Genomic DNA, 17,235 nt, shown 5'->3' on the forward strand with positions numbered 1-17,235 from the left:
CATCGCCAGCTCGACGTCCTGGGTCAGGTCGAGCCCGAGCCCGCCCCATTCCTGGGGGATCGCGTAGCCGAACAGGCCCATCTCCGCCGCCTGCGTGCGCAGGTCGTCGGGGATGGCGTTGCCGTCCATGATCTCCTGCTCGCGCGGAACGACCTTCGCCCGGACGAAGTCGCGCACCAGCTCCAGAATCGGCCGGAAGTCCTCGGGAGTCACCGCTGCTGCCATGCCTCCCACTATGACCCAGCCGCCCCGCACAGAAAATACTTTATCAGAAATCATCGAATGGCTCACACTGCCGACCGGCCGCCTGGTGGCGGTGAACCAGCAGGTGAACAGGGGATTTTGGCGGCGGCAGACGCGGCTCACGAGGGTGGAAGTGGCAGTCTGAGAGTGCCACGGTCGTGTAATACTTCATCCGATGCAGCCGTCGGCGCAGGGATGGGAGAAGGTCGTGGCGATGCCCGAAACCGCGAGTGCCGGACCGCGCCGCACCGGCCCGGCGAACCTCAACGCGATGGCCGCGCAGGAGATCCGGCGGCGGGTCTTCTCCGGCCAGCTCCGCGCCGGGGCGAAGATCGACCAGGAAGCGCTCGCCGACGAACTCGGCATCAGCAAACTGCCCGTCCGCGAAGCGTTGATCACCCTCGACCACGAGGGAGTGGTCGAGCACATCGCCCGGCGAGGCGCGTTCGTGGCCCGGATGACGCGCGACGACATCCGGGACCATTTCCGCGTGTTCGGCGTCGTGTCCGGATTGGCCGCGGAGCGCGCGGCGAAGAACCTGTCCCCGGAAAGCCTTCAGGCGATGCACGATCTCGCGGACCGGATGGAGTCCGCAGCGGACCGTGCCGAACAGGAACGGCTGAACTTCGAGTTCCACCGGAGGATCAACTACGCCGCCGATTCCCGCCGGCTCCTCTCGCTCCTCGGCATCCTGGGCAAGACGGTGTCGCACGGGTTCTACGAGGCACACGAGGACTGGCCGGACAAGGCGCGGGCCGACCACCGGCTGATCCTCGACGCGCTGTCCGCGCGCTCGGCCGCCCGGGCGCGCTCGCTCGTGGAGAAACACCTCGCCGACGCGGGCGAGCGCGCGGTCGCTTTGCTTGAGGCGCAAGGATTCTGGGACCGCTGACCGGCTGCGCGGTGGTGAGCTGGGTGCGGAGCGCGAGTTCGGCGGCGGTCGCACCCCGCCGTCGACGATCTGCGCTCCGCGGGCGACCGTGAGCACCTTCGCCCGTCCAGTGTGGACGATCACTCGCCACGAGCGTTCGCCCCGTTGTGCAAATTCGCATTTTATGGCTTCTCCGGGTACCCGTTACGGTCAAATTCATGGAGCGGAACTTTCACTCGGCCGAAGAACTCACGGCCGCCTTGCACGCCGGCGAAGTGACGTCAGCGGAACTGACCGACGAGGCGATCGCCCGCATCGAGCGGGAAGACAAGGCGCTCAACGCGATCTGCGTGCCGGACTTCGACCGTGCCCGCGCCGCTGCCCGCGACGCCGACCAGGCGCGCGCCCGCGGCGAGGACCGGCCGCTGCTGGGCATCCCGGTCACGGTCAAGGAGTGCTACAACGTCACCGGGCTGCCCACGACCTGGGGCATGCCGCAACACCGGGACTTCATGCCGGCGGAGGACGCGGTCCAGGTGTCGCGGCTCAAGGCTGCGGGCGCGGTAATCCTCGGCAAAACCAATGTGCCGTTGGGCTTGCAAGGTTTGCAGAGTTTCAACCCGGTCTACGGCACCACCAACAACCCGTGGAACCACGACCGAACCCCCGGCGGCTCCTCCGGCGGTTCGTCAGCGGCCCTCGCGGCCGGCTTCGGCGCGCTGTCGATCGGCTCCGACATCGGCGGTTCGCTGCGCACGCCCGCGCATTTCTGCGGCGTGTACGGACACAAGCCGTCCCTCGGACTGGTGGCGAACCGCGGCATGGTCGCGCCGCCCGGGCCGGCGTTGCCGGTCGACCTGGACCTCGCCGTCGTCGGCCCGATGGCGCGCACTGCCCGTGACCTCGCGCTCCTGCTGGACGTCATGGCCGGACCGGACCCGCTGACGTACGGTGTGGCACACGAGTTGGCCCTGCCGCCCGCACGCCATGACCAGCTGCGCGACTTCAAGGTCCTGATCCTCGAAGACCATCCGCTCATCCCGACCGGCGTCGCAGTCCGAGCGGGCGTGAACCGGGTAGCCGACGCCCTGGCCGAGGGCGGGGCCCGCGTCGAACGCCACAGCGCGCTGCTGCCCGACCTGACCGAAGCCGCGACCCTCTACACGCAGCTGCTGTTCTCCGGTTCCGTAGCGCGTTTCCCCGTCGACGCGTACGAACAGCTGCAGGCCCGCGCTGCCGGACTGAGCGCCGAGGACCAGTCCCTCGACGCCTCGCGCCTGCGCGGAATGGTGCTCACCCACCGCGATTGGATGGAGGTCAACAACCGCCGGGAACTGCACCGCCACGGCTGGCGGCAACTCTTCGCCGAGTTCGACGCGGTGGTGTGCCCGGTGACGCCGACGCCCGCGTTCCCGCACGACCACAATCCCGATCTGCTGGCCTGCCGTCTCGACATCGACGGAGTCGAATACCCGTTCTTCGATCAGCTTGTCTGGGCCGGTGTGGCCACCATGCCCGGGTTGCCCGCCACCGCGATGCCGACCGGCCTGTCTCCGGAGGGGCTGCCGGTGGGGGTGCAGGTCGTCGGGCCGATGTTCGAGGACCGGACGCCGTTGAAGCTGGCCGAGCTGCTGGAGGAGCGGATCGGCGGGTTCCAGGCTCCGGAGTAGGGGGATCGGTGTTCGCCTCGAAGGCTCGGGGTTCGAGGCGAACACCGAAGGTCCGCTACGGCAGGATTCCCGCGTTGGCGAAGGCGATCTCGGAGCGGATCAGCTCCAGCAGCCGTCCCATCCAGTTCCGGCCTTCTGTTCCGTGCTGGCCCCAGAACGGCGAGAACACCTCGGTGTAGAGGAGACGGGTCGCGCCGGTCGCCACGAGAACGGCCGCGAGTTCCGGATGCTGGCTGAACTTCATGCGCAGCAAGTACCCCATGACCGCGGCCCGTGTCGTCGGCCAGCCGTCGCGCAGACCGGAGTTCTCGGCGATCTCCTGCGCGGAGAAAGTGGTGGCGGCCCGAAGGATCGCTTCCTGCTGCCCGTCGTCGGCGACCGCGAGCGCCCAGTAGGCGTGCGTGACAGTCGGATAGGTCTTGCCGCCGACGGCGATGGGCGCGGGAAAGTCGTTGCGCAGCACCAGGATGCCGGGATTTCGCGGCCAGCCGCGCGGGAAGGCCACCTGGTTGAGAACAATGCTGGTCTCGACCGGCTCGGCCGGGCCGTCCGCGGGCGCCTTGTCGGCGTATTGCCGACGTTCTTTCTCCCGCTCGGCGAAGTAGGCCAGCGCCTCTGCGTGATCCTCTTCGGTGACCATCTCGTCGTCGAGGAGGTTTCCCGGCCCGGCGACCAGCACCCGGAGCGGGTGGTCCTGGCGGTCCTGGTCGCCGAGCGCGTAGGTCCGCCGGTGTTCGGGGATCGCCTCGTAGGCCTCGCGCAGCGCCGCGCGGTTGTCCTCGGTCGGCTGGCCGAGGAAGACGTCGAGCACGGCCAGGCACCGATCCGTCGAATCCGGGCGGTCGTTGAGCTGGTCGATGAGGTCGCGGACTTCGCCGAGCAGCATGTCCGGGGTCAGCCAGACGTGCGGCTTCGCGAACGTCCACGACGCGACGTCGTGGACCGAGGCGCGGGCTCCCTCGGCCAGTTCGGTGGCCACCCAGCCCGACGCGAGTTTGGCGGCGAACTCGTCGACGGTCACGAGGCCCCAGCAGTCGATCATTCCGTCGGCGTAGATCATCAGGTCGGTCAGGTAGTACGTGTCCGAGTTGCGGATGAACGCCGGCCGCCAGGTTCCCTCGACGCGCCCGCCGTCCGCCTCGCGCCAAGTCCGCCGTCGCATCGCCATGGCCCACAGCCTAGGGAAAACCTGTTCTCGGGAAGAACTCGATTTCGCTGGCCGCCGGAGAGATCAACGGAGCTTGCCGCCGGGCCGGAGGGGTGCGTAGCGGTACCTGCGGTAGGCGGTGGGGAGCGGGCCGGTGACCGTTTCCGGGGTGATGGCGAAGCCGAGGCGCCGTCCCAGGATCGCCATCATCGCGATCGAACTGTCGGCGATCGTCGCGTCCGACGCGAAGTCGATGAGGCCGGAATCGACCATCTCGTCGTCGAACAAGTGCGGATGCGTGCCGCCGCGGGAGTCGTACCCGCCTCCGCAGGTGAAGGTGAAGACGAGATCGCCGTGCGAAAGGTAGCTGACCACCGCCGGATCGTCTTCGTTCGCCGCGATGAAGACGACGTCGGTGTTCCGGGCCAGGTCGCCGGCGATGCCGTCGACGTGGGTTTTCTGCTGGATGTACTCCACGACGACGGTCCACTCGCCCGACTCGGCGACGCGGATCCATTGCGGCCCGTCGAAGAACCCGGCCGTGCTCAGCACCGGGTCGGCGAGTGCTTGCTCCGCGGTCATCACGCGTGCCGAGCCGGGGTCGAGGTCGAACGTGCGGAACACCTCGGCCGGGGCCGTGCCGCGCACGAAGGTCAGGGCTCCGCCGTCGAGGACGACACCGGCCGGGGCGGCGAGCCACGCCCAGTCGGGATCGAGGCGGTATCGCGCGTCGACCGGTGACGTCCCGTTCATCGTTCGCTCCTCCGCGGACAGTCAAGACCAGGTGACCGGAAGTTCGTGGACACCGTAGATGTTCATGTTCGTCCGCAACGGCACCTCGGCCGCCGGAACCGCGAGCCGCAGGTCCGGGAAGCGGCGCACCAGCCCCTCGAACCCGGCCCGCATCTCGATCCGGGCCAGCTGCTGCCCGAGACACTGATGGATCCCGTGCCCGAACGCCACCTGCCCCCGAACTTTCCGGTGCACGTCAAGCGTGTCGGGGTTCTCGAAGCGACCCGGATCGCGGTTGGCGGCGAGCAGCGAGACGACCACAGTCGAACCGGCCGGAATGGTCTCGCCGCCAAGCTCGATGTCCTCGGTCGCATAGCGGTAGAAGATGTCGGCCACCGACAGGTAGCGCATCAGCTCTTCCACCGCGTTGGGGAACAGCGCCGGGTCGGCACGCAGTTCGTCCAGCTGCGCTGGGTTCTCGAGCAGCGCGAACGCGCCCAGCGACAGCATGTTCGCGGTGGTCTCGTGCCCGGCGAGCAACAGGAGGAACGACATGCCGGTCAGTTCTTCGATGCTGATGTCCTCGTCGCGGGCGAGGTCGGAGAGGATGTCGTCGCCAGGCTCGGCGCGCTTGTTCGTGCACAGCTGGCCGAGGTAGCCCATCATCGCGCCGAACGCGGCCATCTTGTCGTCGAGGTTCACGTCCCGTTCCATGAACTTCGACGAGTTCGCCTGGAAGGTCTCGCGGTCGGCGTAGGGAACGCCGAGCAGCTCGCAGATCACCAGCGACGGCACCGGGAGCGCGAACTCCCGCACGAGATCGACCGGCGGCGCCAGCTGCGCGACCGCGTCGAGTTGCTGTTCGGTGATCGCGACGATGCCGTCTTCGAGCTGCTTCATCCGCTTGACGGTGAACGCGCCGGTGAGCTTGCGCCGCAACCGGGTGTGGTCGGGGGCGTCCATGCTGACGAACAGGCCGGGGATCTGCGGGGACGGCTCGGTGGCGACCGGCATGCCCGGCGTCTCGTACGGCACGTGGACCACGCCGAGGTCCTGGCGGCTGCTGAACCGGGCGTCGGACATCACCTGGCGGACCGCGTCGTACCCGGTGACCAGCCAGCCTTCGTGGCCGTCCGGGAAGCGCATCGGGCTGACCGGGCGGGTTTCGCGCAGCGCGGTGATCGCGGCGGGCGGGTCGAACGGGCCGGCGTCGCGGTCCATCGGCAGGCCGTCGACCGGGGAAAGCTGCTGGCTCATCGGAAATCCTCTCGTGGTGGCTTGGTGTCACCACGATCGCGGAGAGCCCAGACACCGAGCCGTCACGGCGCTGACACGGGCCGGGACCCGCGTCAGCGCGCGAGCGGCACCGCGGTCAGTTCGGTCCACTCGCCGGCTGCGCCCTCCCTTGTGGCCTGGTCGAACGCTTCGTCGCCGAGGTGGCCGCGCGTCTCCTGTTCGATCCGCGTCGCGTCCGGGTTCGACAGGTCTTTCCGGCCGAGCACCTTGGCGCTCGCTGCCAGCAGCCGCGCGGCGTGGTCGTACTGCGCGCGCCGCGCGGCCAGGTCAGCGACGCCGACGACCATCTGCGCGATCACGGGCGCGCGCCCGGTTTCCGCTGCCGCGTCGCAGGCTGCGGCACGGTGTTCGCGCGCCTCGTCGAGATCGGCGGCGAACCAGGCGTGCAGGTCGTGGCTCGCGGCCCGCAGATGCGGTTGCCGCGATTCCTCTCCCAGCAGGCTCATGGCCTGGCCGAACTGGTCGAAGGCGTCCTTCGCGTTGCCGTTCCACCGGGCGAGCTCCGTCCGGACCAGGGCGAGCGCGGCCAGCGTTCCCGGCCACGTGATGCCTTCCGCGAGGCTTTCCGCCTCGGCCGCCGCGGCGGCGCTGGCGTCTTTGTCGCCCGCCAGCCAGTGCAGCCGGGCCTGCCGCATCCGCATTTGGGCGACGTCGTCCAGCGCGTCCAGCTCGGTGACGACGGCGATCGCCTGCTCGAGGTGTTCGCTGGCCTCGGCGAATTCGCCGCGCATGGCGACGCACTCGGCGAGTTCGTTCTGTGCGAAGGAAATGCCGAACCGTTCGCCGAGCACCCGGAACTCGACCAGGGATTCGTCGAACCAGGATTCGCAGTCCTGGCCGAGCATCATCCGCAGCTTGCCGATGTGCAGCCGGGACAACGCGCGCACCCACGGGTCCTCGTCGTCCAGCAGCGACTCCCAGGCCGGCAGGAGCGCGTCCAGGTCGCTCAGCATCATTTCCAGCGGCACCGCCAGCCGCAGCGCCGCGTGATAGTGCCTGCCGTGCTTGCCGAGCTCGTACGCCTGGTGGATCCACTCCGCGGCTTCCGGCACGTCGCCGGGTCCGGAGTTGACGAACATCGAGGTCAGGGCGTACACCACGGCCTTGATCTCGTCGGGGACCTCGCCGGGAATCGCGATCGCGGCGCTGATCAGTTCCATGCCCTCGGCCTTGCGGCCCACGAGCCACCAGTACCAGCCGCAGGCGGCCGCGAGCCGCATCGACGCGTGGGCATCGCGGGCGGCGAGCGCGCCGCGCATCGCCGAGACGAGATTGTCGTGCTCTGCCTTGAGAACCGTGAGCCATTCCAGCTGCTCGCCGCGGCGCAGCCGGGGTTCCGCGGTCTCGGCCAGCTCGGTGAAGTACGCGAGATGCGCCTGCCGGGCCAGCTCGGTCTCCCCGGCCTCGGCGAGCCGTGCCGCGCTGTACTCCTTGATCGTGCCGAGCATCCGGTACCGCGGCTCGCCTTCGCCGAACGCGACGAGCAAGGACTTGTCGCTGAGCGCGGTGAGCAGGTCCAGCACCTCGTACTCGTCGACCAGGTCTCCCGCGCAGACCCGTTCAGCTGCCTCCAGGCTCGCGCCGCCGGCGAACACCGACAGCCTGCTCAGCACGAGACGTTCGCCGTCGCTGAGCAGCTCCCAGCTCCAGTCGACCATCGCGCGAAGCGTCCGGTGCCGGGGGAGGGCGGTGCGGCTGCCGCCGGTCAGGAGCCGGAACCGGTCGTCGAGGCGGTCCGCGAGCTGTTCGGCAGACAGCGTGCGCAGCCGGACCGCCGCCAGTTCGATCGCGAGCGGCATCCCGTCCAATGCGGTGCAGATGCGCGACAGCGTCCGGTCGTCGGCGAGATCGTGGCGGCGCGTCGTCGCCCGGTCCCGCAGCAGCTGGACGGCTTCGGCCTGTGCGAGCGGTTCGACCGGCCACAACGCCTCGCCGGTGATGCCCAGCGGTTCCCGGCTCGTCGCGAGGATCCGCAACCCGCGGCACTCGCCGAGCAGCCGGTGCGCGAGGGCGGCCGCGGACTCGATGACGTGCTCGCAGTTGTCGAGCACCAGCAGCGTTTCGCGGTCGCGGATCGCGGAGACCAGCCGGTCCACCGGATCCGCGGAGGACGCTTCGCCGAGCAGCGCGTCGCGCAGGCCGAGCCCGGACAGCGTGGCCTGCGCGACGTCGTCGCCGGTCCCGACGGCGGCCAGCTCCACCAGCCAGGCGCCGTGGTGCAGGCCTTCGACAAACGTGCGGGCAGTTTCCGTCGCCAGTCTGGTTTTTCCCGAACCGCCGGGGCCGGTCAGGGTGGTGAGCCGGTGTCGCGACACCAGGTCGCGGACCGCCGCGACATCGGCTTCTTTGCCGACGTAGCTGGTGAACTCGGCGCGCAGGTTGGTCTTGCGGCTTTCCTCGCGCCGTCCCACCTCGCCTCGCAGCAACGCGACGTGCAACGCGGACAGCTCGGGCGACGGGTCCGCGCCCAGCTCGTCGACGAGCGTTTCCCGGAGGCGCTGAAAAGCCTGCAACGCTTCGGTGTTGCGGCCTGCGGCGGCGAGCGCGCGCATCAGCGCGGCGACGAGCTTCTCCCGCACCGGGTGCGCGGCCACCAGGTCGGTCAGTTCCGCGACGAGGTCCGCGCCGCGGCCGAGATCGAGTTCTGCCTCGAACCGGTCTTCCATGGCCGCCAGGCGCAGGGCCTCGAGCCGGGTGGCCGCCGCGTCGAACGCCTCGCTGTCCTGCAAGCCGACGTCCTGCATCGCCGGACCGCGCCACAACTCCAGCGCTTCGCGCAGCCGCCCAGGCCCGTGGTCTTCCCGGGCCTGGGCGACGAGCCGCTCGAAGCGCACCGCGTCGACCTCGTCCGGGTCGAGCGCGAGCCGGTAGCCGTCGGTCAGCCCTTCGACGACGGCCCCCGGCAAGGCCTTGCGCAGCCGCGAAACCAGGCGTTGCAAGGCATTCGCGGCGTCGGCGGGCGGGTGCTCGCCCCAGATCCAGTCGATCAGCGTCGCCTTCGGGACGACCTGGCCCGGCCGGAGCGCGAGGGCGACGAGCAGTCCGCGCAGCCGCGCGCCCGGAACGTCGGCCACGGCGCCGTCGAGGACCTCGAACGGACCCAGGATCTTGATCTGCACCTGGTCGATCCTGCCATCCGATCGGGTGGTCAGGCAGCGGGATAGAGAACGATGTCGTCGAGCCGTGTCCGGGCGTGGACCTTGAGCGAGGCGCCCGAGCTGTCCGACGTGCCGAGCGTGCTGCGGACCAGGCCTTTCGTGCTCTTCGCGTCCACGTCCGCGGCGATGCCCGCGCTGACGCCGACCTCGATGCCGCCTGCCGCGTTCGACAGCTCCACCTGGCCGCGCGTGACCCGACCGATCCGGATCGGGCAGTTGGCCGCCTTGGCGACGACGCTGCCGTCGGCCGTCCCGATGTCGAAGCTGCCGTTCGAACCGCCCAGGTCGACGTCGGACCGGGCGTGGCCGATCCAGACCTTGCCGCTCGTGCCCTGGTAGCGGATCTCGCCTTCGGCCTCGCCGATGCGCAGGCCTGCCGTGCTGCCCTCGATGACCGCTTCGCCGGAGACGTGGCCGACGGCGAGCCCGCCCGCGCCGAGGTTGCCGCGCAGGGCGGCGACGCGGTCGAGCTGAACCTGGCCCGAGCCGATGTTGACCTCGCACTCGCCGAGGACGCCGTCCGCCTGCACCTCGGTCCAGGCCGTGTTCAGGATCAACGCGGACCCGGCGGGCAGTTCGATCGCGATCTCGACGGAGCCGGTCTGGCCGCCGGACTTGGTGGTCTTGACCGACAGCACGCCGTCGGCGAACTCGACCTTGGTCTTCTCGGCGACCTTCACGTCGGTGGAGTTCGCCGCGTTGACGGGCTGCACCCGCACGACGGTGTCGGTGCGCTCGCTGGCGGCGATCCGGACGCGGGCGCCGGCGGTGGTGAGGGCCGCGGTGATGGGGTTGGGGGTGGTGAACGTGGACATTTTCGGTCTCCCTGGCTGGGTCGGTGGTTCGTTGTGACCACATTCGCCTGCCGGGCGGACACGCGGCTGTCACGGCTCAGACATGGGGGAGGGCCGGTGTCAGGGCCGGTGTCAGCGGCTCGGCCCCGCGACCGGCCGACGATAAGAAATGGTGATCGAGAACAATGCGAACGCCAGCGAAAAGGAACGGATTTCCTGAGCCACTCGGCCCAATTCGGCGCGGAATCTCTTTTGCCGATCCCCGGTTGTGGTGAACTCGGGCCGCCAGAAAGTCTTCGCGATCAAAGGGGATAAGTCGTGGTGATTCTTTCCTTGCTGGGTTCGAGCGTGCTGGCGGCCGGGGTGCTGTCGACGTCCGGGACGGCCGTCGCGCCGGTCCCTTGCGACGCGGCCAGCCTGAATTCCGCCATCACGGTCGCCAACGCGCATCCGGGCAGCTCGATAGACTTGACGGAGAATTGCACTTACCAGCTCACCGCGGCACTGCCCCCGATTACCGCGCCGACGACCTTCCACGGCCATCACGCCACTCTCGCCCGCACGCAGACGGCCGCGCCCTTCCGAATTCTGCGCACCGACGCGGCAGGGGTGTCGATTTCCGACCTTTCAGTCGCCGGCGGCCGAACCGCGCCGGGCGAAGACGGCGGCGGCATCCTCAACAGCGGCTCGCTGGCACTGATCCGGGTGACGATCCGCGACAACTCCACCGGCGACGGCCCGCCCGCCGCGGACGGCGGGTCCGGGGGCGGCGTGTTCAGCTCGGGCGGCACGCTGTCGATCGCCGACAGCACGGTCACCGGCAACGCCACGGGCAACGGCGGACCCTGGGCCAGGGTCGGCACGGGCGGTTTCCCCGGTTCGGGAGGCAACGGAGGCGGAATCGGGGTCCGTCAGGGCGTCTTGCGGGTCGAGCACAGTTCGGTCGGCGGGAACCGGACCGGGGGCGGCGGAGACAGTTCGACGGCTCCCGGCGCAGAGGGGGACAGCTGGGCGCACGGCGGAAACGGCGGCGGGATCTGGAGCACCCAGCACACCACTGTCACCGACAGCGCCGTGTGCGACAACAAGGCCGGGACCGGCGGGATCGGCGGGCCGGTCGGTGGCTCGCCCAGCGGATCCGCCGGCCATGGCGGTCCCGGCGGAAACGGCGGCGGGGTTTACATCGCCGGCGAGACCACGTTCGCCCGCAGCACGGTCTGCCGCAACACCTCCGGCGACGCGGGCCCTGGAGGCACCGGGGCGACCCGCGGCTACGACGGAAACGCGGGCGACGGAGGCGGCATCTGGACCGGCTCGGGCGCGGCGACCCTCGACGGCACGACAGTCGCCGACAATCGCACCGGCTCGCCCGGCGCCGTCCGGCCGGGAACCCCCGGCTCCGGCGGCGGGGTCTACGACCACATCGGCGAGCTGACCGTCACCGGCGGCCAGCTCGCCCGCAACCGCGCCGGACAAGACGGCGGAGGCGTCGCGCTGCACAGCACTCGGAAGCGCCCGGTCGCGCAGTTCCGGATAACCGGAGCGAGGATCGCCGACAACGTCGCGGGCGGCAACGGCGGCGGAATCGCGATCTCCAGCGTCCACGGCGCCGCGACCCACGTTCTGGCCGACACCGTCGTCACCGGGAACACCGCAGTCCGGGGCGGCGGGATGCACGTCGGCTCCGGCAACACGGTGAAGCTGGACCACGCCACCATCACCGGCAACCATCCCGACGACTGCGACCCGGCCAGCTGTCAGGGGGCCGCGCGGGTCGGGCGAGGACCGCTTCCGCAGAGGTCCGAACGGCGACTTCGCTCATTTTCGTCCCCGCATCTCACGTTTCGCGGGCAGCGCGCGTCTACGAGGCGGAAGAGAGGGGACGCAAGTGAGCGCATCGCCGTCAGGCCCGGGCCGGTCGCCGTGCGCGGGGGATTCCGGCACGCTCGTGGCGACCGGCGATCTCACCGCGGCTGCCACGAACACGTCTTCAGCGGGATGGACATGCAACTGCCTTTCGAGCACATAGTCGCGCGGCACGGCGCGACCGTGCTGCGCGTCTGCCGGGTCGTCCTCGGCCCGCACGACGCGGACGACGCGTGGTCGGAGACCTTTCTCTCCGCCCTGCGCGCCTATCCCGACCTGCCGGAGACGGCGAACGTCGAGGCGTGGCTCGTGACGATCGCGCACCGCAAGACCGTCGACGTGCTGCGTGCCGCCAAGCGGAATCCGCTGCCCGTCGGCGAGATCCCGGAGGAGCCGGGTCCGCGGGAGGTCCCCGACTTCGAAGACCGCGAGCTGTGGGCCGCGGTGAGCGGTCTGCCGGACAAGCAGCGGCAAGCCGTCGCGTACCGCTACGTCGCCGGGCTGCCCTACGCCGAGATCGCGGAGATCGTCGGCGGGACCGCCGAGGCCGCGCGCAGAGCCGTCGCGGACGGCATCAAGAACCTGAGAAAGAACCGTACGGGCGCGATCGCGAGAGGAGCATCGTCATGAACAGCATCCGCGACGACGACCTGGTCGCGCTGTTGTCTCCGCGCGTGGACGCCGATCTCCTCGAACGGCTGCACCGCCGCCTGGAGCGGGAAGCCGAGCAATCCGGCCTGGTCGACGTCGCTTACTCCACCGTGGACTCGCCGGTCGGCAAGCTGCTGCTGGCCGCGACGCCGGCCGGCCTGGTCCGCGTGGCGTTCGCCAGCGAGGACCACGACCTGGTGCTGGAGACCCTCGGCCGGAAACTGAGCCCGCGCATCCTGCGCGCGCCGAAGCGGCTGGACGAGGCCGCGCGGGAGATCGGCGAGTACTTCGCCCGGGGCCGCCGGACGTTCGAGGTGCCCTTGGACCTGTCCCTGTCGCGCGGCTTCCGGCGGCTCGTGCAGACCCATCTGCCCGAAATCGGCTACGGCGAGACCCGCAGCTACCGGGACGTGGCCGAACTCGTCGGCAGTCCGAAGGCAGTCCGCGCGGTCGGCACCGCCTGCGCGACCAATCCCCTGCCGATCGTCGTCCCGTGCCACCGCGTGCTGCGTTCCGACGGCACGCTCGGCGGATACATCGGCGGGATCGAGGCCAAGACCGCGCTGTTGAATCTGGAGGCGGCATGAGCACCGCGCGGCGAAAGCCCGACCGCTGGCGCGACCGCGTCGAATCGGGCGACTGGGAAGCGATCACCGCCGAGGTGAACGAATACGGCGGCGCGCTGCTGCCGCAGTTGCTGGCGCCCGAGGAGACCGAGGAGATCAGAGCGTTGTACGAGCGGGACGAACTGTTCCGCAGCACGGTCGACATGGGACGGCACCGTTTCGGCCGGGGCGAGTACCGGTACTTCCACGCGCCGTACCCGGAGCCGGTCGAACGGCTCAAACAGGCGCTGTATCCGCGTCTTCTGCCGATCGCCCGCGACTGGTGGGCGAAACTCGGCCGCCCCGCTCCGTGGCCGGACACGCTCGACGAGTGGCTCCGCATGTGCCACGAGGCGGGCCAGCCGAAGTCAACCGCGATCCTGCTCCGCTACGCCGAGAAGGACTGGAACGCGCTCCACCGCGACCTGTACGGCGATCTCGTGTTCCCGCTGCAGGTCGTGATCAACCTGAACGAGCCGGGCGTGGACCACACCGGCGGGGAATTCCTGTTGCTGGAACAGCGTCCCCGCGCACAGTCCCGGGGCACGGCGACCCTGCTGCCGCACGGGCACGGCTATCTGTTCACCACTCGCGACCGGCCGGTCGAATCCGCCAGGGGCTGGTCGGCCGCGCCGGTCCGGCACGGGGTGTCGGCCATCAGGTCGGGCGAACGGCACACCCTGGCGCTCGTTTTCCACGACGCGGCATGACGAAGACCTACACGCTGCTCGGGCCGGACGGCCGACGCTACGCGTCCCGGACCAAGGGACGGTGGGGCGGCCACCGAGCTTCGAAGATCTACGGGCGGCTCGACTGCCCGTCCGCACTGCGCGCGATCGCTTCCGGCGGCTACGTCCGGCAGCGGGTCTTCTTCGCCGACAAGGCCACCGCGGCCGCAGCCGGTTTCCGCCCGTGCGGGTGCTGCTGCGAACGCCAGTACCGGAAATGGAAAACCGCGCGGGAGAACGGCGAACCATGGAAATCCTGACCAGCCCCTTGCTGAGGGAACCCGCGTCGCACGACTCGGATCTGGCGGCCACCGAGGCCGAGGTCGAGGCCCTAGTCCGGCTCGCCCGCGCCCGCGGCGCCAGGGACATCGCGATCGGCTCCGGCCGCACCGCCCGCGCCGTCGAGACCGCGCGCTCGATCGAATCCGCCTGGGACCGGGCAGGCGGCCGGATTCTCGGCACGTTCGCTTGGCCCGAGACCGGGGCGTCCTGGCTGCGCCCCGCCTCGCGTTTCGCCGCCGCGGACCCTGATCTGTGGATCATGACCGGACCGGCGACCGGCTGGGCGCAGATGACCCGACGGCTCCTGTGGTCCACCCGCTGGAGCCCGGACCGCACCCTGGCGACAGCGGCGATCGGCGACCCTCGCACCCTCGCGCTCGTCGGACTCGTCAACCTGGAGGGCCTCGCCGGAGCCACCGCGGGGGGCGATTCGTGGCGGGTCAGGCACGGTTCCGTCGCGTGACCGTTGACCTTTTCGCCGGGCGAGGTTGTTCGGACCACCACTTCTGTCCGTCCTCGGGCAGGGTCTGAATCGAGTTGCAGCACGGGTACTTCCGCTGCAACGCCTCCGGTCCTCGTGACGTGAGGTTCGACAGGAAGCGCCAGCGGCAGTTGCCGCCAAGGACAGCTGTATTTGTCACCAGACCGAACGATTTCGGCCGACGAGCGGACCGTCAGTCCACGAGGATCGGGCGGTGCCGCCAACCGTACGATCAGCCCCCTTATGATCACCGACTTCCTGCTGGACAACTCGGCGCTGGTGCCGGTGGCGTCGCTACTGATCGCCGTCGTCTGTGTCGGCGTCGGCTACTTGATCCTGCGCGCCCGCAGGATCAAGTACAGGCACCGGATCCTGCGGGCGTTCGTGACGCTGTCCGTGCTGCCGGTCGTTGCGCTGACCCTTGTTCCGACCTCAAGCCGAGTGGACTATGTGGCCTGCGTGGTCCAGTTCTCCGCGCCCACGTTGACCAGTGTGGAACTGTTGGCCAACGTGGCGCTGTTCTTCCCTCCGGTCTTTTTCGCTGTGCTGGCCACGCGGCGACCGTTGCTGATGCTCGCGGCCGGTGCGGGCCTGTCCGCTGCGATCGAGGCCCTCCAGGCCCTGATGCCGGCCATCGGACGCGCCTGTGACACCAACGATTGGGCGATGAACACCATCGGCGCCGTTCTCGCCGTTCTCTTGGCCAGCGCCACGATCGCGCTTGCCAACCGCACGGCCGTCAGGAGGACTGCCGATAGTCACGCCGAGACCCCGCCCGGCGGCCGGCCTGGATTCTGAGCGGCCAGATGCTTCGCGAACAGCTGTTCTGTCTCATCCAGGATGACGTCCGGCGTGCGAACCCGAGCCATTCGCGCCACCGGCCGAACCGGCGGACGCGACGATAGTCCGCCCTGCAGAGCAAAGCTGGCAAAATCCAAGCAAAGCGGTTCAGGCGCTCGCATCGACGGCGTCGCCCGCCCATGGCCGATGAGCGGGCGACCGTACCCTTGCGTCGTTTGTCCAGAGAGAGGAAGCCATTGGATCTCACGGATCGGCTGGAAGCAGTCAAGACGATTTTCGAGGCCCACATCAAGGTGCCGTTCCCGAGCCGGTGGAGAGGCGTCGACGTGGCAGGCTTCGACATGGTGATGCTTGACGCAAACCCAACCGGTTGCGTCTCCACCTGGCTGACGCGACAAGGTCTCCTGGATGACTGGAGATGGAACGTCCTCGCCGAATGCGAACAGCGACTCATTCGGGTTCTCCCCGAACTGGACGCCGGCGGTCGCGAGTACTACCAAAGACTCCTGGACATGACGGTATTGGTACTGGACGCGGACTCCCCGTAGCGGGAGCACAGGCAGTCCTCGCTGTCGCCTGACGACGCAGGACTGCGAGCGTTATCTCGTCAGGCACCGCCATCCAAGACGACGTGCTCGCCCCGGCAAGATGATCGACCCCATGCTGATGAGCCTGCACGGCCCCGACGCAGTCAAGTACGCGAGCCTCTGTGGCGAGTTCTCGCCCGACGCAGGTTCCGGCGCCGAGCACGATGACCGAGCTCAGCAATCCGAGTTCGGCGGCGGCGTTGATCAGCTCAGCTGCGAGTTTTCCAGGGGCGGTAATTCGTGTCCGGGCCACCTTCCAGCAGAACCACTGTGCAGACCGCGAGGGTTGCTTTCGGCTTTCCTGGGCAGCCGAGGAGTTCGCGGGTAGTCGAATCCGCCGCGCACGTGACCGGCGACTATTGCGCCCGGTCCAACAGCGGCGGTGCTCGTTCGTCGTCATGGCTGTGTTCTGCGTCGGCTCGTTCTTCTTCCTGCGGGTGCTCGTCGGGAGCTGACCGCGCGCTAGACGCCCGTGTCCGGCTCCGGAGCGCCCCGGTCGCTGCGCGCTACGATGCCGGACGTGCCGCTCGACCGGGTTGAGGAGATTCCAGGGCTGGAGTACCGGGTGTCGGACTCGCCCTATGTCGAGGGCGTGTACCGGGTGGCTCCGGACGGCGGGCGGGTCGGTTTCGCGCCGGAGCGCATGGTGTCGGTCGTGAACTCGAACTGGGAGCTGCTGGTCTGGGCGTCGGCCGGGGTGACCGCGGTTTCGGTCCGCGGTCCCGAGACGCGGCCCACCGTGGTTCCGTTGGGCGGCGGCCTGGGCAGCGCCTTCGGAGTGATCTTCCGGCACGGCGCGTTCCTGAGGAATCTGCCCGTGGGCGGGCTTGTGGACGGCAGTGTGTCGAGCCCGTACACGACGCCGCGCTCGTTCGTGCTGCAGGGCAGCGAGTGGGAGATTCCCACCTACGAGAACGCGGAGACGTTCGTGGACCGCCTGGTCCGGGCGGGGTTGCTGGTGCGGGACCCGCTGGTGGCCGACGTCCTCGCGGGGGAGCGGCCGGTGCTGGTCACCCCGCGCTCGGTGCAGCGCCGGGTCGCCGCGGCCACGGGACTGACGCAGGGCACGATCCGGCAGATCGAGCGGGTGCGGCAGGCCACGATGCTGCTGCGCCGGGGCGTGGCCGCGAGCGAGGTCGTGCATCTGGTCGGGTATCACGATCAGCCGCATCTGGCGCGGTCGCTGACCCGGTTCGTCGGCCGGACGGCGACCCAGCTGCGACGGCCCGACGCCGGCGAGATGGTGTCGCTCCTGTACAAGACTGACGCCGAGGTAGCGCCGTAGGTTCGAAGTCAGCCGGAACGCCCGGCTGCCGGAACCGA

General features: G+C 69.7%; 16 protein-coding genes. 10 read left to right on the forward strand and 6 right to left on the reverse strand.

Features of this window, described 5'->3' with window-relative positions; translation table 11 throughout:
- The coding region (locus tag ACZ7OI_RS12650) for an acyl-CoA dehydrogenase family protein (RefSeq protein ID WP_470264323.1) at positions 1-225 on the reverse strand (225 nt) is incomplete at its 3' end.
- A 193-nt stretch (positions 226-418) separates the two neighbouring features.
- Here ACZ7OI_RS12650 and ACZ7OI_RS12655 point away from each other — a divergent pair.
- Complete coding sequence (locus ACZ7OI_RS12655) at positions 419-1,135, forward strand: GntR family transcriptional regulator (protein WP_470264324.1); 717 nt, start codon at positions 419-421, stop codon at positions 1,133-1,135.
- A 197-nt stretch (positions 1,136-1,332) separates the two neighbouring features.
- On the forward strand, positions 1,333-2,784 hold the full coding sequence (locus ACZ7OI_RS12660) for an amidase (RefSeq protein WP_470264325.1): 1,452 nt from the start codon (positions 1,333-1,335) through the stop codon (positions 2,782-2,784).
- Between the two features lie 55 nt (positions 2,785-2,839).
- Here the strand turns inward: ACZ7OI_RS12660 and ACZ7OI_RS12665 are convergent, their stop codons facing one another.
- From ACZ7OI_RS12665 to ACZ7OI_RS12685, 5 genes are all read right to left on the reverse strand, one after another.
- Positions 2,840-3,952 carry an NADAR family protein gene (locus tag ACZ7OI_RS12665; RefSeq protein ID WP_470264326.1) on the reverse strand — a complete coding sequence of 371 codons (1,113 nt, stop codon included), beginning with the start codon at positions 3,950-3,952 and terminating at the stop codon, positions 2,840-2,842.
- Between the two features lie 63 nt (positions 3,953-4,015).
- Positions 4,016-4,684 (reverse strand): DUF6461 domain-containing protein, encoded by a 669-nt coding sequence (locus tag ACZ7OI_RS12670; protein ID WP_470264327.1) that lies wholly within the window; start codon positions 4,682-4,684, stop codon positions 4,016-4,018.
- A gap of 21 nt (positions 4,685-4,705) precedes the next feature.
- Entirely contained in the window at positions 4,706-5,920 is a 1,215-nt protein-coding gene (locus ACZ7OI_RS12675; protein ID WP_470264328.1) for a cytochrome P450, read from the reverse strand.
- A gap of 92 nt (positions 5,921-6,012) precedes the next feature.
- Entirely contained in the window at positions 6,013-9,078 is a 3,066-nt protein-coding gene (locus ACZ7OI_RS12680) for an AfsR/SARP family transcriptional regulator (RefSeq protein ID WP_470264329.1), read from the reverse strand.
- A 29-nt stretch (positions 9,079-9,107) separates the two neighbouring features.
- A complete protein-coding gene (locus ACZ7OI_RS12685) occupies positions 9,108-9,932 on the reverse strand; it encodes a DUF4097 family beta strand repeat-containing protein (protein ID WP_470264330.1) in 825 nt (274 codons plus the stop codon).
- A gap of 297 nt (positions 9,933-10,229) precedes the next feature.
- Here ACZ7OI_RS12685 and ACZ7OI_RS12690 point away from each other — a divergent pair, with 297 nt between their 5' ends.
- From ACZ7OI_RS12690 to ACZ7OI_RS12725, 8 genes are all read left to right on the forward strand, one after another.
- On the forward strand, positions 10,230-12,407 hold the full coding sequence (locus tag ACZ7OI_RS12690) for a sigma-70 family RNA polymerase sigma factor (RefSeq protein ID WP_470264331.1): 2,178 nt from the start codon (positions 10,230-10,232) through the stop codon (positions 12,405-12,407).
- Positions 12,404-13,015, forward strand: coding sequence for a methylated-DNA--[protein]-cysteine S-methyltransferase (locus ACZ7OI_RS12695; protein WP_470264332.1), 612 nt, complete (start codon positions 12,404-12,406; stop codon positions 13,013-13,015). The genes ACZ7OI_RS12690 and ACZ7OI_RS12695 overlap by 4 nt, the downstream gene beginning before the upstream one ends.
- Positions 13,012-13,743 (forward strand): 2OG-Fe(II) oxygenase, encoded by a 732-nt coding sequence (locus ACZ7OI_RS12700; protein WP_470264333.1) that lies wholly within the window; start codon positions 13,012-13,014, stop codon positions 13,741-13,743. The genes ACZ7OI_RS12695 and ACZ7OI_RS12700 overlap by 4 nt, the downstream gene beginning before the upstream one ends.
- The gene (locus ACZ7OI_RS12705) at positions 13,740-14,021 is read left to right on the forward strand and encodes an Ada metal-binding domain-containing protein (protein WP_470264334.1); all 282 of its coding nucleotides are present in this window, start codon (positions 13,740-13,742) and stop codon (positions 14,019-14,021) included. The genes ACZ7OI_RS12700 and ACZ7OI_RS12705 overlap by 4 nt, the downstream gene beginning before the upstream one ends.
- Complete coding sequence (locus tag ACZ7OI_RS12710) at positions 14,009-14,506, forward strand: type 1 periplasmic-binding domain-containing protein (RefSeq protein ID WP_470264335.1); 498 nt, start codon at positions 14,009-14,011, stop codon at positions 14,504-14,506. Before ACZ7OI_RS12705 ends, ACZ7OI_RS12710 begins: the two co-directional genes overlap by 13 nt.
- A 261-nt stretch (positions 14,507-14,767) precedes the next feature.
- Positions 14,768-15,322: a VanZ family protein gene (locus ACZ7OI_RS12715; protein ID WP_470264336.1), complete on the forward strand. Its 555-nt coding sequence runs from the start codon at positions 14,768-14,770 to the stop codon at positions 15,320-15,322.
- Between the two features lie 239 nt (positions 15,323-15,561).
- Entirely contained in the window at positions 15,562-15,873 is a 312-nt protein-coding gene (locus ACZ7OI_RS12720) for a hypothetical protein (protein ID WP_470264337.1), read from the forward strand.
- 559 nt (positions 15,874-16,432) lie between these two features.
- On the forward strand, positions 16,433-17,197 hold the full coding sequence (locus ACZ7OI_RS12725; RefSeq protein WP_470264338.1) for a helix-turn-helix domain-containing protein: 765 nt from the start codon (positions 16,433-16,435) through the stop codon (positions 17,195-17,197).
- Positions 17,198-17,235 lie beyond the last annotated feature (38 nt).

The sequence above is a fragment of the Amycolatopsis sp. NPDC114503 genome (genome assembly GCF_055633655.1).